General features: G+C 67.5%; 18 protein-coding genes. 11 read left to right on the top strand and 7 right to left on the bottom strand.

The features are described from left to right. Positions 1 to 288 precede the first annotated feature (288 nt). Together ASD86_RS11065 and ASD86_RS11070 are read right to left on the bottom strand one after the other, a co-directional pair. Positions 289 to 1,581 (bottom strand): ribonuclease H-like domain-containing protein, encoded by a 1,293-nt coding sequence (locus ASD86_RS11065; RefSeq protein ID WP_082578259.1) that lies wholly within the window; start codon positions 1,579 to 1,581, stop codon positions 289 to 291. Continuing rightward, entirely contained in the window at positions 1,578 to 4,007 is a 2,430-nt protein-coding gene (locus ASD86_RS11070; protein WP_235567737.1) for a DEAD/DEAH box helicase, read from the bottom strand. The genes ASD86_RS11065 and ASD86_RS11070 overlap by 4 nt, the downstream gene beginning before the upstream one ends. A gap of 212 nt (positions 4,008 to 4,219) precedes the next feature. Between ASD86_RS11070 and ASD86_RS11075 the strand changes: the two genes are divergently transcribed. The 3 genes from ASD86_RS11075 (at position 4,220) to ASD86_RS11085 (ending at position 7,151) form a co-directional block, all read left to right on the top strand. Then, positions 4,220 to 4,714 carry a YcxB family protein gene (locus ASD86_RS11075; RefSeq protein ID WP_157476500.1) on the top strand — a complete coding sequence of 165 codons (495 nt, stop codon included), beginning with the start codon at positions 4,220 to 4,222 and terminating at the stop codon, positions 4,712 to 4,714. 292 nt (positions 4,715 to 5,006) lie between these two features. After that, a complete protein-coding gene (locus ASD86_RS11080) occupies positions 5,007 to 6,455 on the top strand; it encodes an Hsp70 family protein (protein WP_056110323.1) in 1,449 nt (482 codons plus the stop codon). A 21-nt stretch (positions 6,456 to 6,476) separates the two neighbouring features. Next, complete coding sequence (locus ASD86_RS11085; RefSeq protein WP_056110325.1) at positions 6,477 to 7,151, top strand: DUF938 domain-containing protein; 675 nt, start codon at positions 6,477 to 6,479, stop codon at positions 7,149 to 7,151. Positions 7,152 to 7,478: 327 nt separating this feature from the next. Here the strand turns inward: ASD86_RS11085 and ASD86_RS11090 are convergent, their stop codons facing one another. Together ASD86_RS11090 and ASD86_RS11095 are read right to left on the bottom strand one after the other, a co-directional pair. Continuing rightward, on the bottom strand, positions 7,479 to 8,075 hold the full coding sequence (locus tag ASD86_RS11090; protein ID WP_056110327.1) for a YiiX family permuted papain-like enzyme: 597 nt from the start codon (positions 8,073 to 8,075) through the stop codon (positions 7,479 to 7,481). A 9-nt stretch (positions 8,076 to 8,084) separates the two neighbouring features. After that, the gene (locus ASD86_RS11095; RefSeq protein ID WP_056110329.1) at positions 8,085 to 8,594 is read right to left on the bottom strand and encodes a GNAT family N-acetyltransferase; all 510 of its coding nucleotides are present in this window, start codon (positions 8,592 to 8,594) and stop codon (positions 8,085 to 8,087) included. A gap of 131 nt (positions 8,595 to 8,725) precedes the next feature. Between ASD86_RS11095 and ASD86_RS11100 the strand changes: the two genes are divergently transcribed. Beyond that, the gene (locus tag ASD86_RS11100) at positions 8,726 to 9,550 is read left to right on the top strand and encodes a nucleotidyltransferase domain-containing protein (RefSeq protein ID WP_056110713.1); all 825 of its coding nucleotides are present in this window, start codon (positions 8,726 to 8,728) and stop codon (positions 9,548 to 9,550) included. 288 nt (positions 9,551 to 9,838) lie between these two features. Here ASD86_RS11100 and ASD86_RS11105 read toward each other — a convergent pair whose 3' ends face one another. Further along, entirely contained in the window at positions 9,839 to 10,465 is a 627-nt protein-coding gene (locus ASD86_RS11105) for a thymidine kinase (protein ID WP_056110331.1), read from the bottom strand. 147 nt (positions 10,466 to 10,612) lie between these two features. Beyond that, positions 10,613 to 11,353: a sel1 repeat family protein gene (locus tag ASD86_RS11110; RefSeq protein WP_056110333.1), complete on the bottom strand. Its 741-nt coding sequence runs from the start codon at positions 11,351 to 11,353 to the stop codon at positions 10,613 to 10,615. A gap of 196 nt (positions 11,354 to 11,549) precedes the next feature. Between ASD86_RS11110 and ASD86_RS11115 the strand changes: the two genes are divergently transcribed. The 7 genes from ASD86_RS11115 (at position 11,550) to ASD86_RS11145 (ending at position 18,644) form a co-directional block, all read left to right on the top strand. Beyond that, positions 11,550 to 13,529 carry a UvrD-helicase domain-containing protein gene (locus ASD86_RS11115; protein ID WP_056110335.1) on the top strand — a complete coding sequence of 660 codons (1,980 nt, stop codon included), beginning with the start codon at positions 11,550 to 11,552 and terminating at the stop codon, positions 13,527 to 13,529. A 386-nt stretch (positions 13,530 to 13,915) separates the two neighbouring features. Continuing rightward, positions 13,916 to 14,938 (top strand): DUF4272 domain-containing protein, encoded by a 1,023-nt coding sequence (locus tag ASD86_RS11120; protein ID WP_056110337.1) that lies wholly within the window; start codon positions 13,916 to 13,918, stop codon positions 14,936 to 14,938. Between the two features lie 226 nt (positions 14,939 to 15,164). Beyond that, positions 15,165 to 15,674: a GNAT family N-acetyltransferase gene (locus tag ASD86_RS11125; RefSeq protein WP_056110339.1), complete on the top strand. Its 510-nt coding sequence runs from the start codon at positions 15,165 to 15,167 to the stop codon at positions 15,672 to 15,674. Next, positions 15,671 to 16,204, top strand: coding sequence for a GNAT family N-acetyltransferase (locus ASD86_RS11130; protein WP_056110341.1), 534 nt, complete (start codon positions 15,671 to 15,673; stop codon positions 16,202 to 16,204). The genes ASD86_RS11125 and ASD86_RS11130 overlap by 4 nt, the downstream gene beginning before the upstream one ends. An 84-nt stretch (positions 16,205 to 16,288) precedes the next feature. Further along, a complete protein-coding gene (locus ASD86_RS11135; RefSeq protein ID WP_082578260.1) occupies positions 16,289 to 16,819 on the top strand; it encodes a RidA family protein in 531 nt (176 codons plus the stop codon). A gap of 145 nt (positions 16,820 to 16,964) precedes the next feature. Further along, positions 16,965 to 17,603: a hypothetical protein gene (locus ASD86_RS11140; RefSeq protein WP_056110343.1), complete on the top strand. Its 639-nt coding sequence runs from the start codon at positions 16,965 to 16,967 to the stop codon at positions 17,601 to 17,603. A gap of 99 nt (positions 17,604 to 17,702) precedes the next feature. Beyond that, positions 17,703 to 18,644, top strand: coding sequence for a 5'-nucleotidase, lipoprotein e(P4) family (locus tag ASD86_RS11145; RefSeq protein ID WP_056110345.1), 942 nt, complete (start codon positions 17,703 to 17,705; stop codon positions 18,642 to 18,644). Positions 18,645 to 18,951: 307 nt separating this feature from the next. Here ASD86_RS11145 and ASD86_RS11150 read toward each other — a convergent pair whose 3' ends face one another. Further along, positions 18,952 to 19,788 (bottom strand): AraC family transcriptional regulator, encoded by an 837-nt coding sequence (locus ASD86_RS11150; RefSeq protein ID WP_056110347.1) that lies wholly within the window; start codon positions 19,786 to 19,788, stop codon positions 18,952 to 18,954. Positions 19,789 to 19,831: the final 43 nt, after the last annotated feature.

The following is a 19,831-nucleotide window of genomic DNA, read 5'->3' on the forward strand; positions in this document are numbered from 1 at the left end:
GCGGGATGCGCGGTGTGTTCATGCGCGGGTGTGGTGCGGAGCAATCACAATCAGGTTGGTGTCGACGATTCGTCGGTGTGGTGTCGGTGTCGTCGTCGGCGATTGTGATTACGTCTGCATTGCGGGTGGTGGCGTCGTGGTCGTCATGGCGCGGTCGCGGCTTGCGCCGCTCCTACAGGTAGCCGCCCGACCTTCGCATTGTGTGTATCTCCCTGTAGGAGCGGCGCGAGCCGTGACCACGTTGCGACAGATCGCGTCGCCATTACGAGATCGCGACTCGTGCCAGCGCTACACCGAAGCCAACGCGCGCTCGTCGTAAGCCTCGATCAACTTGAGCATTAGCTGCGCCAAGGTCACCACGTCCTGATGGTTATGCGCCGCGACCCGCCGCAGCAACGCCGACGATCCTCCGCGCAGGTAATGCAGCCACGCCGCCGGCGCCTGCGAACCGGGCAGGTCGTCCTCGCGCACGATGTGCAGCAATTCGCGCTCCATCGTCGCCAGCCGGCAGTTTTCCCACACGCCGCGGTACATCCGCCGGGTCGGGAACAGCAGGTCGACGTGATCCAGGCCGCTCAGCGGATTGGCGATGCGCGCCAGCCGGTAGCGCGTGTTCAACAGCGGCGTGTCGTAGCAGCGGCCGTTGTAGCTCGACAGCACCGTGCCCGGTTCGATCCACTGGGCGAACGCGCGCAGCATCGCCGGTTCGGCCGACAGGGTGGAGATCATCAACTGGCGGATGCGCAAGCCGTCGCCGAGTTGCGCGTCGTGATACCAGTCGGCGGCGCCGATCATGAAGGCGCGGGTGCCGGTGCCGCCGGCCAGGCCGGTGGTTTCGGTGTCGAAGAACAGCAGGCGACGCGGGTCGAGTGCGTCGTCGGGGCGCTTGGCGAACGCCAGCGGCAGCGATCGCGCGGGCGCCGGCAGCGGCAGATGCGCCTGGATCAGGTGCAGGCCGGGGGCGATTTCTTCGCCTGGTAGTGATCGCTCGGCGGGCAGGGCGCGCAGGTTGCTGTTGGGTAAGAGATTCGCGTTGCTCGAATGCCCGGGGACCGGTCGCGGGAATGTGCGGGCCGGCGGGGGCTGTGGCGCTGCCGCTGCGTTGGTCGGCGTGGTCGGGGCGGTGGGTTTGCGTTCGCGCAACGCGATCAGACGGCGCAGTGCGTCGATGTCGGTGCGCGAAGAGCGAATCTCCCCCAACCCCTCTTTTCCAAAGAGGGGGGTGCTTGCGTCGCGGCTGGGCGATGCGACGGTGGGCGTAAGCGAATGCGCTTCGGGTGAGGCTGCATCGACGGATGAGGGCGAAGAGCGAATCTCCCCCAACCCCTCTTTTCCAAAGAGGGGAGTGCTTGCGTCATGATGGCTGGGGGATGCAGCCTCTTTCGGCGAGGTATGAGCAACGATGTCGCGACCTGCGACTTCGCTGCGACACTCCGCATCCGACGCACCCGCTGGTCTCCCCTCTTTGGAAAAGAGGGGCCGGGGGAGATTCGCTTTTCCGTCCGGCGCAGACGCGACTTCCGCCTCCGCGCGCCCAGCCTGCCGCTGCAACGCACGCAATTTGGCTAGCGTCAGACTCATGCGAGGTCGCCGTCATCGTCGCGCCCGCTCAACAAGCGCAGCACCTGCAAGGCCAGCGACCGCGGCGTCGCCTGTTCGCGGTTTTCGTCGGCGGCCAGCACCGGGCCGACGCAGGCCGGGCAGCCGGCGCGGCAGTCGCAGCGTTCGACCAGTTCCAGCGCGCGTCCGACCAGTTCGGCCTGACGCAGCCACAACGGCTCGCTCAAGCCCACGCCGCCGGGGAAGTTGTCGTACAGGTACACGGTCGGCACGAACTGCTGCACTTCCAGCATCGCCACCGGGCCGCCGAGCGGCGCTTCGTGTTCGCCGCCGCGCAACTGGCCGCGGCCGTTCGCGTCCTGGGTCGCGAACCAGGCGCCGTCGCCGTTGCCGACCGACTTCTGCAGGTCGCGCGCATCGGCCATCACCGCGACCGTGGCGACGATGTGCAACGCATGCGCGGCGCCGAGGAAGCCGTCCAGCGCATCGTGCTTGGAGCCGAAGCGCGACAGCAGCACGCCCTGCGGCAACTGCCACCACACCGCGGTCGTATGCAATTCCTGATCGGGCAGATTGACCGGCCCGTAGCCTATGCTTTCGTGGGTGTAGTAACGGATCTTCTTGTAACCGGCCACGCGCCGGACCACATGCACTTCGCCGTGATGACTGTCGCCGCGGCCGGCCTCGCCGCCGTCGAAACGTTCGAGCACCTTGAGCTTGGTGTAGTCGATCGAGTCGGTGTAGTAGTCGACGTGGGTGCGGGTCACGTAGGCCTTGCGGCCGTCCCAATCCAGCCGTTCGACCTGATACGGCACCGACTGGATCATGTGGATCGCGCCTTCGTACAGGGTCAGCGCGGCGGCCGAGTAATCGACCTCGGCGATGATGACCTGGCGCCCGTCGCTGCGATCAACTACGACGAAGTTGCCGTCGGCGACCGAGCGCAGGCTGACCGCATTGGCCGGGTAGCTGTCGGCGATCCATTCCCAGCGCTCGCCTTCGCGATGGACCACGCCGGTTTCGGCCAATGCTTCGAGAAACACTTCCGGGTCGATCGGGCCGAAGTTCTCGCCATGCTGGAACGGCAGTTCGAATGCGGCGCAACGGATGTGATCGAACAGGATCAGCGGCTGGTCGGGCGCGATGCGCGCATGCTCGGGCGAGGCGTCGGCGAAGAAGTCCGGATGCCGCACCACGTACTGATCGAGCGGTTGCGAACTGGCGACCATGATGCCAAGCGAAGGCTGCTGGCGCCGTCCGGCGCGGCCGAAGCGCTGCCAGGTGGCCGCGACCGAGCCCGGGTAGCCGTTGAGCACGACCACGTCGAGACTGCCGATGTCCACGCCGAGCTCCAGCGCCGAGGTCGAGACGATGCCGTCGATGCGGCCGTCGCGCATCGCGCGTTCGGCCTCGCGGCGCTCGCTCGGCAGATAACCGCCGCGGTAGGCGCGGATGCGCGCGGGTTTGCGCGGGTCGTGATCGAACACGTCCTTGAGGTACTTGGTCAGCACTTCGACCATCAGCCGGGTCTGGGCGAAGATCAGCGTCTTCAACCCGGCCTTGATCGCGATGCGCGCGATCCGGTTGCTCTGCGAGCGCGCCGACGCGCGCAGGCCCAGGTCGGCGTTGACCACCGGCGGGTTCCACAGCAGCACGTGCTTGTCGCCGGTGGGCGCGCCCGAATCGAGGATCGCGCGCACCGGTTGTTCGATCAGCGCTTCGGCATGGGCCTTGGGATTGCCGATCGTCGCCGAGCACAGGATGAATTGCGGGGTGACGCCGTAGAACGCGCAGATCCGCTGCAGCCGCCGCAGCACCCCGGCGACGTGGCTGCCGAACACGCCGCGGTAGGTGTGGATCTCGTCGATCACGATGTAGCGCAGGTTCTCGAAGAACTGCGCCCACTTGGTGTGATGCGGCAGGATCGCCTGATGCAGCATGTCGGGATTGGACACGACGATGTCGCCGTGCAGGCGGATCGCCTGGCGCGCGTCGCCTGGGGTGTCGCCGTCGAAGGTGAAGGCCTTGACTCCGAGGTCGCCGGCGCGGTTGAGCTCGAGCAATTCGGCGACCTGATCCTGGGCCAGCGCCTTGGTCGGAAACAGGTACAGCGCCTTGGCGCCGCGGGTCATCGCCGCGGCCACCACCGGCAAGGTGTAGCACAGCGATTTGCCCGAGGCGGTCGGGGTGACCACGGCGACGTGTTCGCCAGCTTGGGTCGCGTCCCAGGCTTCGGCCTGGTGGCTGTAGAGGCGGTCGATGCCGCGCGCGCGCAGCGCGGCCTTGAGCGATTCGGGCAAGTCCTCCGGCAACGGCGCGTAGCGGCCTTCGCGCCCGGGGATGGTGAAACTGCCGGTGATGCGGTCGCGATAGCGGCGTTGCAGGCGTTCGGCCAATGCGCCGCCGTGGCGGGCGTCGATGGCCTCCTCGCTGTCGCTGCGGGCCAGCGCGCGGGCCGCGGCGGGCGAGGGGACGAGATCGCGCGAGGACGGATCGATCAGGGCGGACATGGCGGCGACGGCAGGGGCGGAGTCTCGTTGTACGCGACGGCGATCTCAGTGTGTGAGACGGTGCCGTGCCGGATCGGTGGCGATACGGCGGCGGTGCGCGCGGGTCGGGTCCCGCGGCCGGGGATACTCATGCTGAAGGAGACAGGACGTTGAGCGAATCGGAAACGCGGCACCGGGTGGTGTACACCGAGGCGATGGTGCGCGACGCGGTGCGCACCTTCGTATGGCGGCGGGTGGTCGTCGCCGAGAAGGGCTTGTGGCTCGCCGCGTCGGCCTTGCTCGTGTTCGTGGCGTTCCTGCTGTGGCGCGGGGATCGGGGCTGGCTGGTGGGCGCGCTGAGCATCGTCGTGCTGTTGCCGCCGCTGTTGCTGGCGGTGGTGTGGCGCGTGCACCACCGCAATACGGTGGGCAAGTTCCGCAACCTGCCGGCGCCCGAGGCGACCTTCGTGTTCGCCGAGGATGGTCTGGCGATCGAATCCGGGGTCGGCTCGGCGTCGATCCCGTGGGCTAGCCTGGTCGAAGTCTGGGAGCGGCCGGGTTACTGGATGCTGTTCACTTCCAAGGCGCAGTTCCTGACGTTGCCGGTAGGGGATTTGTCCGAGGATGATCTGGCGCTGTTGCGGCGGCGGTTGGAGAAGGTTTAGTCGCGCTGGCGCGGTTGGAACTCGGGATTCTGGAAGAACTTTGCCGAGTTTGTTTTTGCTCGTCATTCCCGCGAAGGCGGGAATCCAGAGACTTCAGAGTCATGCCTGGGTGAAGCCCTGGATATTCGGCTTCGCCGAAGTAAAGCAGAGCCCGCCTTCGCGGGAATGACGAGCAAGAGCACGTGCGCCATACCGACCCGCACCCTTCGAGTAGACCGCAACCAATCCAAAGTTCAGGTCCAGCGCCACCACACCGAGTATCCTTGCGCGCCGCACCCAGCCCCCTAGCGTCATGAAGATCGGCATCGATTTCGGCACCAGCTACTCCGCCGCCGCCGCGGTGATCGACGGCGCGGTGCGCACCGTCGCCTTCGGCGAGGAACGCCAGTTCCGCACCACGGTGTATTTCCCCGAGGCCGTGCCCGACCCGAGTCAGTTCGAACTGACCGATGCGCTCGAGGCCGAAGTCGATAGCCTGGTACGCAACGCGCGCGGCGCCCAGACTCGCGCGCTCAACGAAGCCCAGGCGCGGCGCGAGCAAGCCGCGCGCCTGCCCGCCGATCAGCGCGAAGCCGCGTTGGCGCTGATCCTGGCCCCGGCGCAGCGTTCGGAAACCGACCTGCGTCGCGACGCCATCCGCGCGGTGCGCCGGCAGTGGCTGGAGCAGCAGGTGCGCGAGGCGCGCGCCTCGGCGGCGAGCCTGCAGAACGCGGTCTACGGCGAGGACGCGGTCGAGGCTTACCTGAGCGAAGGCTTCGGCAACTTGGTGCAGTCGCCCAAGTCGATGCTGGGGTATCAGCTCGCGCCGCATGTGCGCCAGACCATCGTCGGCATCGCCGGCTACATCCTCGAACACATCCGCCTGAGCGCGAGCCAGCAGCTCGGCGCCAACGTGCGTTCGGCGGTGCTCGGCCGGCCGGTCCAGTTCCGCAGCTCGCTCGGCGCGGCCGGCGGCGACCAGGCGCTGGCGATCCTGACCGAAGCTGCGGCCGGTGCCGGTTTCGACGAGGTCGAATTTCTCGAAGAACCGGTCGCCGCGGCGCTGGGCTATCACGCGCAGAGCGCGCATCGTCATCGCACCTTGGTGGTCGACATCGGTGGCGGCACCACCGACATCACCCTGGCCGAAGTCGGCGGCGCGCAGGCACCTGTGGTGCTCGGTTCCTGGGGCATCGCGCGCGGCGGCGTCGACGTCGATCTGTCGCTGAGCCTGTCGCGGTTCATGCCGTTGTTCGGCAAGGGCGCGACCCGCGTGCCCGCGCATCATTTCGTCGAAGCCGCGACCGTGCACGACGTGGTCCGGCAGCGCGATTTCCAGCGCCGCGACGCCTATCGCGAAGTCGACGCGCCGTTCGGCCCGCGTCTGATCGCGCTGCAGCAGACCGGCAACACCACGCGCCTGAGCCGGGCGGTGGAATCGACCAAGATCGTATTGAGCAGCGCCTCGGACAGCCGCGCCGAACTCGACTACATCGAGCGCGGCCTGGCCCTGGCCTCCAGCGCCGACGATCTGGCCCGCGCCGCCGATCCGTTCCTGGGCTATCTGACCGAACTGCTGGCCGAGGTCGGCGCGCAGATCGGCGAACCGCCCGCGGCGGTGTTCCTGACCGGCGGCATGTCGCGCGCGCCGTACGTGCGCGAAGCGGTGCGCCGCTGTTTCCCGCAGGCGAAGCAGGTGGCCGGCGACGCGTCGCTGGGCGTGGTGTCGGGTTTGGCGTTCGCGGCGGCGCGGGCGGGCTAAGGTAGGCGTCCGGCCCGCGCCATGGCGCCGGGCCTGAGTCCATCGAGAGACACCGTCATCGCCATGAAACCGCATTCCCCTTCCTGCGAGCGCAACCGCGAACCGATCTTGGTGGTGTTGCGCGAACACTTCGCCGATCGCCGTCATGTGCTCGAGATCGGCAGCGGTACCGGTCAGCACGCGGTGCATTTCGCCGCGGCGATGCCGTGGCTGGTGTGGCAGTGTTCGGACGGCGCGCAGTATTTGCCGGGCATCAGAGCGTGGCTGGATGAAGCGCGCTTGCCGAATACGCCGGCGGCGATCGAGTTGCAGGCGGTGACGGCGCCACGGGCCGGATTCTCGCCGCAGCCGGTGTTGCCGGGTGCGGGCGACGACGGCGCGGTCGGTTTCGATGCGGTATTCAGCGCCAATACCCTGCACATCATGGGATGGCCGCAGGTCGAGGCCTTGTTCGCCGGCCTGGACGCGGTGTTGGCCAAAGACGCCACGGTCGTGGTGTACGGGCCGTTCAATTACGGCGGGCAGTTCAGCAGCGACAGCAATCGCGAATTCGATGGGTGGTTGAAGGCGCGCGATCCGGTGTCGGGGGTGCGCGATTTCGAGGCGGTGGATGGGCTGGCCGCGGGGATCGGTCTGCGATTGGTGGCGGATGTGGCGATGCCGGCGAATAACCGGTGTCTGGTCTGGCGCAGATAAACCTTGCGGGCGCGCAGGCTTGAGCCGTGTCCATTCAGCGCCCCGCTTGGTCAGGTCGGCGTAGGCAATGCCATTGGCATTGGCATTGGCCTGCGACATTGCGCTGAAGTCTCTGGATCCCCGCTTTCGCGGGGATGGCGGGCAAAGGGCATCGCCGTTACTGCGAAGTGCTTTGCGCAATGGGCTTCAGCGCCGATGTTGTTCGATTGGCATGGCGAGATCATCGCGAGCGGCTCGGGGCATTGCGCTGAAGTCTCTGGATCCCCGCCTTCGCGGGGATGACGGGCAAAAGGCATGGCCGTTGCTGCGAAGTCCATGGCCCGCCGCTCAGTCCGACACAACCGTCGTCAACAACGGCGAGTCGAACATCGCCACCGGCGAGATCACCGGTTCGGCCAGCGGCACGCGGGCGCCGTAGCGTTCGCGCAGTTTGGCCTTCACCGCGGGATCGTCGAGTTTGAAACTGCGCAGCTGCTGCAACTCACCGATGCGGATCCCGAGCGCGCGGTCATACATCTTCCACGCCACTTCCGAGCAATACAGTTTGCGATCCGACCACTCGAAGGTCAGATCGTAAGGCCGGCCGCTCAACGCCTTCGCCTGCGCGCGCAGTTTCGCCTGCTGCGGTGCGGTCAGTGGCGTGCGCAGGCGCTTGAGCACGTAGTGGCCGCCTTCGCCGCGCGCGATCCAGCGCGCCAGCGGGGTGTAGACGGTCGGCCCGATCGCTTCGAACACATACGGCTTGCCGCCTTGATGCACGATCACGCCCATGTGGCTGTAACGCGAACCGGTCGCGCGCTGGATCGCCAGGCTCTGCGCCGAGCGCGAGGTCTGGAAGATCAGGTCGCCGTCGCGCGCGGCCGGCGCCTGCGCGGCGGCGCAGCCCGCGCACAGCAGGGACAGCGCCATCGCGATGGCGACCATCGGGCGCACTCAGGCGGCCGCTTCGGTGGTGAACACGTGCAGGTCTTCCTCGCCCATGCGCAGCTCGCGCTCGAAGCGCAGGCCGAGCCGTTCGAGCACCTTGATCGACGGCTGATTGGCCGGGTCGACGATGCCGAGCACCCGCGGCAGGGCCAGCACCTCGCGCGCGTGTTGCAGCACGGCCGTGCCCGATTCGATCGCGTAGCCGCGCGACCAGTGGCGCGGCAGAAAGGCGTAACCCAGGTCGGCGTCGGGCAGGGTGTCGCGCTTGAGCAGCCCGCACATGCCGATCGATTCGCCGCTGTCGCGCAGCGACACCCGCAGCAGGCCATGGCCGTGGCGCGCGTAACTGTTGACCGGGCCGTCGAGGATGTAGCGCACCGCGCCGTCGAGATCGCGCACGCCGCGGTCGCCGATGTTGTCGAGGAAGGACGGTTCGTTGAGCAGTTGCAGGATGAAGCCGGCATCGTCCGGGGTCAGTTCGCTCAGCAGCAGGCGTTCGGTCTGGATCGTGGGCATGGGCGGATCGGTCGGTGGGTGGTGTGGTCAACGATACGACAGCACGGGCGTAGCGTGATCGGCCCGGGTGAGGCGACGATGAAGCCGCCATGCGCGGCTACACTGGCCCGCCCCGAACGCGCGTCGCCTTCATGTCCGATCCGTCCCGCCATCACGAGATTCACCCCATCGCCGACGACAAGCGCCGGGCCGTGCTCGACGCGCTGGCGGCGATCGAGCGCGATCACGAGGTGCGGATCGTCTATGCCTGCGAATCGGGCAGCCGCGGCTGGGGCTTTTCCTCGCCCGACAGCGATTACGACGCGCGTTTCGTCTATGTCCATAAGCAGCCGTGGTACCTGACGGTCAACGAGCGTTGCGGCCCCAACGAGCCGCAGCGCGACGTGATCGAGCTGCCGATCGACAGTGAACTGGATGTCAGCGGCTGGGACCTGCGCAAGGCCCTGCGGCTGTTGTCGAAATCCAATCCGACCCTGTCGGAATGGCTGCGCTCGCCGATCGTGTACCGCGAGGACGGCGTGCTCAGCGCGGGGCTGCGGACCTTGGCAGAAGAGTTCTATTCGCCGGTCGCGGCGTGGCATCACTACCTGAGCATGGCCAAGGGAACTTTCCGCGGTCATCTACAGGGCGAGGAGATTCGTACCAAGAAGTACCTGTACGTGCTGCGGCCGGTGCTGGCCTGCCAGTGGATCGAGCGCGCCGAGGGGCCGCCGCCGATGGCGTTCGAGGATCTGCTGGCGCGGTTGTTGCCCGATGGCCCGGTGCGCGAGGCGGTCGATGCCTTGCTGGTGCGCAAGCGGCAAAGCGCCGAGGTCGCGGCCGGGCCGCGGATCGCGGCGATCAGCGATTTCCTCAAGGCCGAGCTTGAGCGCATGCAGGCGTCGTCGCCGGTCTTGGCGGCGGGGAAGGGCAATGCCGATCGGCTCGACGAGTTCTTCCGTTCCGCGTTGATGTGAGTGCGGGGCGCGCGATTGGGATTGCGGCGGGATCTATTGTGGGAGGGGCAGAGGTCTCTTCCGCGAAAGACTTCACGGCTACCACGGTTCTTCCTTGCTCGTCATCCCCGCGAAGGCGGGGATCCAGAGACTTCAGAGTTCTGTCTCGGTGAAGCCCTGGATCCCCGCCTTCGCGGGGATGACGAGCAAAAGCTTCGCGGGTCTAACCTCAACGGGATGACGAGCAAAAGTCCCGCGTCGCGGGTCTTACCTCAGGGGAATGACGAGCATAGCCTCACGTCGCGGTTCTCAATCCGACAGCGCCAACGACCGCTGCAACGGCTCGATCGTCCCCTCGCCGCGCATCACCTTCTTGTACTCCGCGCGCGATACCGAAATGTAGGACTCGTTGCCGCCGATCTCGACCTGCGGGCCGTCGAGCACCGCACGTCCGGCTTCGTCCACGCGCACGGTCATGGTCGCTTTCTTGCCGGAATGGCAAATGGTCTTGATCTCGGTCAGCTCGTCGGCCCAGGCCAGCAGGTACTGGCTGCCCTCGAACAATTCGCCGCGGAAATCGGTGCGCAGGCCGTAGCACAGCACCGGGATGCGCAATTGGTCGACGATCTCGCTGAGCTGCCAGACCTGCGAGCGGGTCATGAACTGCGCTTCGTCGACCAGCACGCAATGCAGCGCGCCGTGCGCGGCGATGTCGGCGCGGATCAGCGCTTCCAGGTCCTGGTCATGCTCGAAGGCGATGCCGTCGGCGCGCAGGCCGATCCGCGAGGCGACCGTGCCGCTGCCGGCGCGGTGGTCCAGGCGCGGGGTCAGGATCGCCACGCGCATGCCGCGTTCGCGGTAGTTGTGCGCCGACTGCAGCAGGGTCGTGGTCTTGCCGGCGTTCATCGCCGAATAATAGAAGTAGAGCTTGGCCATGCGGTCAGTTTAGGCCGCGCGGGCGCGGCGCTACAGACTTGACGCGGCGATCGGCGCGGTTTTCGCCCGGTCGCGGATGGGCGGACAGTGGCCGATACCTCGACCGCGCAAGGCCTCGCCGGCTTGATGCGACCGGCGCGCCCCGGGTTACTGACTGCGCGGCGCGACCTCGGTCGGCCCGACCTCGACATTGCCGTGGCGCCAGATCACGTCCTCGGCGGCCCAGTAGCGGCCGCTGTCCCAGCGCCACTCGTTCAACATCTGGTTGAGGTCGACCGTGCCCGGATCGTTCCAGCCGGTCGGGCCGGGCGCGAACACCTGCAACTTGCCGACATCGCCCACGCGGCTGCCGGTGATCTGGCGCCTGGATTGGGCCATGGCGCGTTCGAAGCGCGGCTTGGCGACCTGATCGCCGTAACGGTCGTAGATTCCCTGGCCCTCGCGCAGCGCGCGGGCGCGCTCGGCTTCGTCGAGCTCCAGCCACATCTTCTCGCGCAGCAGCAGGAACTGCGGGTACTGGCGCTCGGCGGCGACGTCGGCCCAGGCGTAGGCCAGCGCGCGGTCGCGCGGGGCGCCCACGCCGTGCCAGTACATCAGGCTCAGGCGGTGCTGCGAATATTTGTCGGCGAAACCGGCGGCGCGGCGGAAATGCCGGAACGCGTCGTCCCAGTCGCCGCGCGCGGCTGCGCGGCTGCCGTACAGGCGCCACAACTCGTTGGGATGGGTCAGCGCGACGCGGCTGCGCTTGTCGTATTCGTCGCGGGTCATCAGATCGCTGTCGGCGCTGACCGCGGCGGCCTGCGGCGGCGCGTCGTTGGCGGCGAGGACAGCGAAACTGCACAGACTCAAGCTGCACAGGCCCAAGGCGATGGCGGCGAAGCGTTTCATGACGTCCCCTCGGTCCGCGCGGACCGTCGCTGCGATGCCGCCAACCATACGCCGCGGTGCCTGTGGCGCCAATCGCATCGGTTGCGAATTTCGCCTGGTTCGTCCCTGCGGCGGCGACCTCGCAGCGGCGCGGCCCGGCCCCGTGGTCATATAAACTGCCGCGCCGGGCCGGCCTTCCGTCGGCGACGTAGACCTCATGCACGGCCTCAATCCCCCCCAACGCGCCGCCGTTCTCGCCATCGAGGGCCCCTTGCTCGTGCTGGCCGGCGCCGGCAGCGGCAAGACCCGCGTGATCGTCGAGAAGATCGCCCACCTGATCGCCTCCGGCCGGATGCCGGCCAAGCGCATCGCCGCGATCACCTTCACCAACAAGTCGGCCAAGGAAATGCGCGAGCGCGTGGCCAAGCGGATCAAGGGCGACGGCGCCGAAGGCCTGACCATCTGCACCTTCCATGCGCTGGGGCTGAAATTCCTGCAGTTCGAACACGCCAAGCTGGGCCTGCGCCGCGGCTTCAGCGTGTTCGACAGCGATGACAGCAATGCCCAGATCAAGGACCTGCTGCCGGCCGGCACCAAGCCCGACGTGATCGACGACATGCGCAATCTGATCTCGCGGGCGAAGAACGCCGGCTTGTCGCCGGAACAGGCGCTGGCCGAATCGCGCAGCCCGCGCGAGATGGAAGCGGCAGTGCTGTATCAGTTGTACCAGGCGCGTCTGAGCACCTTCAACGCGGTCGACTTCGACGACCTGATCCGCCTGCCGGTGCAGTTGCTGGAAGCCGACACCGAGGTGCAACTGGCCTGGCGCGAACGCATCGGCTATCTGCTGGTCGACGAGTGCCAGGACACCAACGACGCCCAGTACCGGCTGCTCAAGGGCATCGCTGGGCCGCGCGGCCTGTTCACCTGCGTGGGCGACGACGATCAGTCGATCTACGCCTGGCGCGGCGCCAATCCGGACAATCTTCTGCAACTGGGCAAGGACTATCCGAGCCTGGAAATCATCAAGCTCGAACAGAACTACCGGTGCAGCAACCGGGTACTGCGCGCGGCCAACGCGCTGATCGCCCACAACCCGCACGAATATCCCAAGACCCTGTGGAGCGATCAGGCCGACGGCGAGCGCATCCGGGTGTGGGAATGCCGCGACAGCGCGCACGAGGCGGAGAAGGTCGCCGCCGAGATCCAATTCCTGGCGCAGAAAAACGAAGCGCCGTGGCTGGACTTCTGCATCCTGTTCCGCGGCAACCACCAAAGCCGCGCGCTGGAAAAAGCCCTGCAGTTGCTGCGCGTGCCGTATCACCTCAGCGGCGGTACCGCGTTCCTGGAACGGCATGAGGTCAAGGACGCGCTGTCGTGGCTGCGCCTGATCGCCAACCCCGACGACGACGCGGCGTTCCTGCGCGCGGTCACCTCGCCCAAGCGCGAGATCGGCGCGACCACCCTGGCCAAGCTGGCCGAGATGGCGCAGCACGCGCAGATGCCGATGTCGCGCATGGCCGAATCGATCAACGCGATCAAGCAACTGACCCCGCGCGCCGGCAATGCGCTCGACGGCTTCGTGCAGATCGTGCGTTTCCTGCGCAGCGAAGCGCAGAAGATCAGCCCGGCCGAACTGGTCGGCGTGCTGGCCGAACGCAGCGGCCTGCTGGCGTCGATCCGCGCCCAGTGCAAGGACGAGGCTTCGTTCCAGCGGCGCAAGGAAAACCTCGCCGAATTGTCGGGTTGGTTCGACGGCGGCAAGGGCTCGGGCCCGGGCGAACTGGCCGCGCAGCTGGCCTTGCTGTCGCATGCCGACAAGGGCGACGCCGGCAATCAGGTGCGGCTGATGACCCTGCATGCGGCCAAGGGCCTGGAGTTCCGTTACGTGTTCATCGTCGGCGTGGAAGACGGCAACCTGCCGCACGACGCCAGCCTGGACGAGGGCCACCTCGACGAGGAACGGCGCCTGATGTATGTGGGCATCACCCGCGCGAAGGAAGCGCTGTACCTGTCGCATGCGCGCGAAACCCAGCGCTGGGGCGAGCGCATCCGGCTCAAGCCGAGCCGCTTCATCGACGAACTGCCGGCCGAGGAGCTGCAGCGCGACGGCGCCGACCCGGTGGCCGATGCGGCGCGCAAGCATGAGCGCGCCACGGCGGGGTTTGCGGCGATCAAGGCGTTGTTGGAGGGGTGAGGGGTTGGTTGCTTTGCGGGTAAAAGCAAAGCAAAAGCAAATCCCCCCTGGCCCCCCTTTTTCAAAGGGGGGAATGCTTGCGTAGTGGGTGGTGGGTACGTCGGGCTGCTGCGGTAACGCTGTCGGCTACTGGCTTGTGATTAAATTTTCGCTTGCCGCTTGCCCATCGCGTACCGTCGCGGTCTCCGGCGTACTTCGAACAACAGAACCCGCAGACAATCAGCCCACTTTGTAGAGGGGGCGGGCGCCTGCGCGATTGAAGCGAAGCGACGTATGCATAGGCGCCGGGGGATTTGCTTCTCGTCCCACAACCCAACCGCCCCCCACGAACCCAAGCCCCGAATCGGCTAGTCTTGCCCGCATCGTCCCAGCGAACGCGCAACTTCATGAGCCTGCTGATCAACGCCTACTCCACGCTCGCCTCTCCGCCGGAACCGCGGTTCCTGCGCGAACCGCCGGCCCGCCGCGACCGCAGCGATCCGGAACTGGTGCCGCACCTGCAAGGCTTCGTCGGCTACGTGCTCGGCACCGTCGACGGCATGGACGCGCGTACCTTCGGCGTGTTGCGCCATCTGCAACGCGTGCAGACCCACTACAGTTTCGAAGTAGAGGATCACGACTTCGACGCGCTCGCCGCCTGGGGCGAGGCCGCCAACGTGCTGTGCTTCCTGCCCGACGGCAGCGTGCGCGACGCCGCCGGCAACGTGCTGGCCAGCCAGGGCGATCCGGCGGTCGAGGCCGACGCGGCGCTGCCGTACCCGCCCGACGCACGCGAACGCAAGGCGCGCAGCGAGGCCGAGCTCGAACGCCTGGGCGCGCACTCGCCGGCGCATCTGCCGCCGGTGCTCGGCGCGGGCGAAGTGCGCCTGCGCACGCCTGAGGAAACCATGCGCCGCATGCTCGCGCTGTGCGCGGTCGCGGTGCGCGCCGAATCGCTGAGTTCCGAGCCGTTGTCGTTGCAGGACATCGCCAGCAAACTCGGCGCCGGCGTGGCCGCATTGACCCCGGCCGAGCGCGACTTCATCGAGCGCGACGCGCCCGACGAGGAAACCTGGGCCAACCACGGCTGGCGTTACGAAAGCGCGGCCTTGCTGCAGTGGGCTTTGGGCCTCAGCGAGACCTTGCCGCCGCCGACCGCGATCTGCGATGCCGGGCAGATCGCGCGCGTCGCGATCGATCACGCCGACGAAGCGCAGATCGCGCAGGCGCGCTTGCGGCCGTTGCCGGAGTTGCTGGATGCGCTCGACGGCCTGTACCGGCGGCATTGGCTGGTGCGGCAGGCGCGCCTGGACGAGCGCGAACCGCCGATCGGTCTGCATCCCAGCGTGGTGTACGAGCGGCATTACGCGTTGAATTGGTTGTTGCGGTTCGATGAGCAGGATTGGGATGAAGTGGGGACGCCTACCTGAGGGGAGCGGGGGCGTCTTGGCGATGCGTCGCTCGCATGAGGTGACGTCGTGGTTGCGGTGTCGCGGTCGTGGCTTGCGCCGCTCCTGCAGGGCGCGATCAAGCCACGGTGGCTACCTGTAGGAGCGNACACCGCATACACCGGCGCAACCATCCATCCCGGCATTGCGGGCACACGACGCCAAACCCCATGCGCACACGCGACGACCGCTCGCGCATACTGCCCGCATGAGCCTGCGCATCCGCCCCGTCACCGCCGCCGATTACCCGGCGATCCTCGCCCTCAACCTCGAATCCGAAGCGCTGATGAGCCCGCTCGATGCACAGCGTCTGGCCCGGCTCGATCACGGATCGGTCTATCACCGCGTCGCCTGCGACGGCGACACCGTGGTCGCGTTCCTGCTCGCGTTCGCCCAGGGCGCGGACTACGACAGCCCCAATTACCTGTGGTTTTCGCAGCGCTATCCGACGTTCCTCTACGTCGACCGCATTGCCGTGGCCGGCAGCCATCAGGGCCGTCGGCTCGGCGGCCTGCTCTACGACGATCTGTTCGGGTTCGCGCGCGAGCGCGGCTTCGAGCAGGTGACCTGCGAGTTCTACATCGTTCCGTTCAATGAAGTGTCGAGCCGCTTCCACGCGCGCTACGGCTTCGCCGAGGTCGGCAAGCAGTGGGTCGCCGACGGCGCCAAGCAGGTGTCCCTGCAGGTCGCGCCGGTGCCGGGCGCGCCGCCGGCATGATGCCGCGCCTGCATCGCGTCGGTCTGCACCTGCGTCCGATGACGATGGCCGATGCGCCGGCTTGGTTCGCCTATCTGTCGCTGCCGGGCGCGGTCGAGCACACCAGTTGGAAGCTCGACGGCATCGAAGTGTTGTATCCGCAGATCATCGCGTCCAAGCCGTTCGATCACGATGCGCCGGCGTTGTTCGCGATCGTCGACGATCTGGATGAGCTGATCGGCACGGTCGGTTTCCACACCGTCTGGGACGCGCCGCGCGGCGGCGAAATCGCCTACAACCTGCATCCGGATCATTGGGGCCGCGGGATCGCCAGCGAAGCCTGTCTGGCGATCGCCGACTGGGGCCTGGACATCCGCGGTTACGACTATGTCGAGGCCTATTGCCTCGACGTCAATCTGGCCAGCCAGCACGTGCTGGAGAAATGCGGTTTCCGGCGCGACGAACTGGTGCGCGGCCTGCGGATCGTGCAAGGCCGCACTCGCGATTTCTGGCGCTTTCGGCTGACCCGCGACGCGATCGACGCCGACTGAGCGCGGGCACTGGCCAAGGCGAAGCGTCGCGTCGATGATCGCGGCATCGTATCCATCAACACCGTATCGAAATCGGAGTCCGCAATGCGCCTAGCCCCGTCGATTGCATCCGCCGCGATCCACTGCGTTTCCGTCGCTCGTCTCGGCCTCGCCGTGCCGCTGCTGTTCGCCGCGCAGGCCGCCTGCGCCAGCGACGCGCGCGCGCCGGAATTCCTCAGTTCGCCCGATCCGGCCGCGGCCAAGCTGCCGTTCTCCGAAGCGGTGCGCAGTGGCGAGTTGTTGTTCCTGTCGGGGCAGATCGGCACCGTGCCGGGCAGCGGCAATGCCTTGGCCAAGGGCGGCATCCAGGCCGAGGCCGAACAGACCCTGGTCAATATTCGCAACGTGCTCGAACGCCATGGCGCTTCGATGCGCGACGTCGTCAAATGCACGGTGTTCCTGGCCGATATCGCCGAGTGGCCGGCGTTCAACGAGGTCTATCGCAAGCACTTCAGCGCGCCGTTCCCCGCGCGCAGCGCGCTGGCGGCCTCGGGCCTGGCGATGGGCGCGAAGGTCGAGGTCGAATGCATCGCGCACGTGGCCGCGCCCGCCGCGTCGCCCTCGCGCAAACGCTGACGCACGAGCCGATGCGCCGATACCGCGGCGGCGAGTAAGTCGTCGCCATCCACGACGAGCCCTGCGCATTCGTTGCAATGGATAACCGTTATCCCCATGACGCTGAGCGCATGGCGCCTGGACAAGGACTGTTTCGATGAATGCAATGAGCCCCTCCCATCCCGCGCCGAACGGCGCCGGCCGGGCCGCGTGGATCTGCCTGGTGATCGCCTGGGTGTGTTTCCTGATCCCGATACCGGGCAGCGGCCTGCTGATCGGCTGGCCGTTGAACCTGGCCGCTTTCATCCTGGCGATCGTGGGCATGGCCAAGCACGGCGCGCTTGGCGGGTTGTTCCAGTTGCTGGCGTCGTTGATCGTATCGCCGCTGGTATACCTGTTCGGCTGGATCTTCCTGCTCGGCGGGCTGTCGGCGATGTCCGCGCTGGAGAACAACGGCCATGCCGACAGCCCTCACGAGATCGACCGCGCCGCCGACGCCAGCCCGCGCGAGGTCGATGTGAACACGCTGGCGAGGGCCTACCGCGACGATGCGTCCGCGGCCGATTGGCTCTACAAAGACACTGCGCTGCGCGTGTCGGGGCGGATCGCCAGCATCGGCCGCGATGCGAGCGATGAGCCGATGCTGAAATTGACCGATCGCGGGGTCGGGCTGGTGCGGGCGAAGAATTTATCGGACGAGGCCGTGGCCGGGTTGAGCCGGGGCCAGTCGATCAGCCTGGACTGCACCGGCGCGGGACAGGAGTCGGGCGAGCCGGTCCTCGAGGCCTGCAGCATTTCGGACTAGCGCCGCGGCGTGCCGGGCCGGGCCCTGTGGAGCGCCCGAGCCGGGGCGGTCGAGAATCGACACCGTTTTGATTCGCGGCCTACACTCCCCGCCTTTCCCATGGACCGACCGCGCATGCACATTCGCGCCCTGCCCTTGATCCCGCTCGCCTGCGTGCTCGCCCTGGCCGCCTGCAAGCCGGCGCCGCCGAGAACGGCGTCCGCCGCTGACGCCGAGGCCAAGCCCACGGCGGCACCGGCCGCGACCGCGCCGGCCGCCAAGCCGTCCGGCGCCGACGACAACCTCAACGCCGTGCTGTGGATGCAGCGTTCGGTCGAATACCGCGCGGCCACCGAGACGGTCTACCGCGCCGCCGCCGACAAGCTCGACCTCGCGCTCAAGCAGCCCAACTGGGACGCGCTGGTGCCCGAGGAGCGCGGCAATCCGGCCAAGGGCCTCAAGCCGGCGGTGGTGATGGACGTCGACGAGACCGTGCTCGACAACTCGCCGTATCAGGCGCGGCTGGTCCGCGACGGCAAGGAATACGACGAAGTGACCTGGGACGCCTGGGTCGCCGAGAAAAAGGCCAAACCGCTGCCGGGCGTGGTCGATTTCGCCAAGGCCGCGCAGGCCAAGGGCGTGACCGTCCTGTACCTGTCCAATCGCGCGGTGCATCTGAAGGACGCGACCCTGGCCAACCTGCGTCAGGCCGGCCTGCCGGTCGCCGACGATTCGGTGTTCCTCGGTCTGGGCACGGTGGTCGACGGCTGTGAGCAGAACGGCAGCGAAAAGAACTGCCGCCGCCTCCTGGCCGGCAAGCAGTACCGCGTGCTGATGCAGTTCGGCGACCAGATGGGCGACTTCGTCCAGGTCGTGGCCAACACGCCCGAGGGCCGCGACGCGCTGCTGGCGCAGTACCACGACTGGTTCGGCGAACGCTGGTGGATGCTGCCGAACCCGAGCTACGGCTCGTGGGAGGCGATGACCTTCAACAACGACTACAGCCAGTCGCGCGACGCGCGCCGGCTGGCCAAGCGCGCCGCGCTGGATGTGGCGCCCTGAGCGATCTCAGTCGTTATGGCGACTGACGATCATTTAAAATCAATAAGTTATATCTAAGTACTTCAAGTGTTGCATTAACTAGTCCCCGGCGGTAGTCTGCGCCCATCCCGGTGCCAGCCGGGGCCATGCCACAACTCGAAATCTATCGGCGCAAGCCGATTTGCAAGGAGGCTTCGGCCTCCTTTTCTTTTGCCCGCGGCCGCTCTTCATTGAGCCGGGCACGGTGACAGCCGAGGCCTGAAGGCCGAGGGCGTCGATGTCCTTCCCGTCTCAGGTCCCGACCCTCAACAGGGAAGGTGGAGTTCCGTCACGGCGGACTGGGAACCGCCCGTCCCCGCCACTGCCTCGGCGAAACCCCCATCTGCGCTTTGAACGCCCGCGACAAGGCCGACTCGCTCGCGTAGCCCACCTCGTCCACCAGCAGCTTCAGGGATTTGCCGCTGCGCAGCCCCTTCTGCGCCAGCAGGATCCGCCACCGCTGCAGGTACTCGCCGGGCGTGTTGCCCACGGTGCTGCGGAACGTCTGCGCGAACGAGCTGCGCGACATGCCGGCGGTCGCGGCCAGCGCCTCCAGGGTCCAGTCTTCCCGCGGCCGTTCGTGCATCGCGGTGATCGCGCGGCGCAGGCGCGGATGCGCGAGCCCCGACATCAATCCCGCCTGCCCCCGCTGTCCTTCCATCTGATGCCGCAACACCTGGATCAGCACCAGCTCGAACAGTCGCGCCAGCACTTCGCCACGACCGCAGCGCTGGTCGAACGCCTCCTCGAACAGCAGATCCAGCAAGGGGCGGGCACTGCCCAGTTGGTCCAGCGGCAGGCAGACGAAGTCGGGTAACGCGGCCACCAGCGGATGTTCGGCCGCGCCGTCGAAACTGAGGTCGGCGCAGGCCAACTCGGCGCCCTCGCGGTCGTCGATCACAAAGCGATGGGCACACGGCCGCGGATACAGCAGCAGGCTGGGCTCGGTGAGCGTGATCGGCTTGCCCGCGGCGTGATGCACGACCACGGTGCCGCGCCGGACCAGGTGCAACTGGCCCAGCGTTCCACGCGGCGGCAGTTCGTGGATGCCGCACAGGGCGCCGGCGTGCAGGATGGATGCCCGCACCGGGAAGTGGGCCAGAAGGGCCTCGAGCCTGTCGGTCATGTTTGGACTCTATGGCAAGTTATTCGTACTTTACGTCACTTAA

This window comes from Lysobacter sp. Root690 (assembly GCF_001427785.1).
In the GTDB taxonomy this organism is placed as follows: Bacteria; Pseudomonadota; Gammaproteobacteria; order Xanthomonadales; family Xanthomonadaceae; genus Lysobacter.

What these genes read in the sequence shown, in the direction of transcription:
- ASD86_RS11065 (WP_082578259.1), bottom strand. Translation starts at nt 1,581, where the DNA reads ATGAGTCTGACGCTAGCCAAATTGCGTGCGTTGCAGCGGCAGGCTGGG.
- ASD86_RS11115 (WP_056110335.1), top strand. Translation starts at nt 11,550, where the DNA reads ATGCACGGCCTCAATCCCCCCCAACGCGCCGCCGTTCTCGCCATCGAG.
- ASD86_RS11125 (WP_056110339.1), top strand. Translation starts at nt 15,165, where the DNA reads ATGAGCCTGCGCATCCGCCCCGTCACCGCCGCCGATTACCCGGCGATC.
- ASD86_RS11100 (WP_056110713.1), top strand. Translation starts at nt 8,726, where the DNA reads ATGTCCGATCCGTCCCGCCATCACGAGATTCACCCCATCGCCGACGAC.
- ASD86_RS11120 (WP_056110337.1), top strand. Translation starts at nt 13,916, where the DNA reads ATGAGCCTGCTGATCAACGCCTACTCCACGCTCGCCTCTCCGCCGGAA.
- ASD86_RS11140 (WP_056110343.1), top strand. Translation starts at nt 16,965, where the DNA reads ATGAGCCCCTCCCATCCCGCGCCGAACGGCGCCGGCCGGGCCGCGTGG.
- ASD86_RS11095 (WP_056110329.1), bottom strand. Translation starts at nt 8,594, where the DNA reads ATGCCCACGATCCAGACCGAACGCCTGCTGCTGAGCGAACTGACCCCG.
- ASD86_RS11105 (WP_056110331.1), bottom strand. Translation starts at nt 10,465, where the DNA reads ATGGCCAAGCTCTACTTCTATTATTCGGCGATGAACGCCGGCAAGACC.
- ASD86_RS11130 (WP_056110341.1), top strand. Translation starts at nt 15,671, where the DNA reads ATGATGCCGCGCCTGCATCGCGTCGGTCTGCACCTGCGTCCGATGACG.
- ASD86_RS11080 (WP_056110323.1), top strand. Translation starts at nt 5,007, where the DNA reads ATGAAGATCGGCATCGATTTCGGCACCAGCTACTCCGCCGCCGCCGCG.
- ASD86_RS11150 (WP_056110347.1), bottom strand. Translation starts at nt 19,788, where the DNA reads ATGACCGACAGGCTCGAGGCCCTTCTGGCCCACTTCCCGGTGCGGGCA.
- ASD86_RS11135 (WP_082578260.1), top strand. Translation starts at nt 16,289, where the DNA reads ATGCGCCTAGCCCCGTCGATTGCATCCGCCGCGATCCACTGCGTTTCC.
- ASD86_RS11085 (WP_056110325.1), top strand. Translation starts at nt 6,477, where the DNA reads ATGGCGCCGGGCCTGAGTCCATCGAGAGACACCGTCATCGCCATGAAA.
- ASD86_RS11145 (WP_056110345.1), top strand. Translation starts at nt 17,703, where the DNA reads ATGGACCGACCGCGCATGCACATTCGCGCCCTGCCCTTGATCCCGCTC.
- ASD86_RS11090 (WP_056110327.1), bottom strand. Translation starts at nt 8,075, where the DNA reads ATGGTCGCCATCGCGATGGCGCTGTCCCTGCTGTGCGCGGGCTGCGCC.
- ASD86_RS11110 (WP_056110333.1), bottom strand. Translation starts at nt 11,353, where the DNA reads ATGAAACGCTTCGCCGCCATCGCCTTGGGCCTGTGCAGCTTGAGTCTG.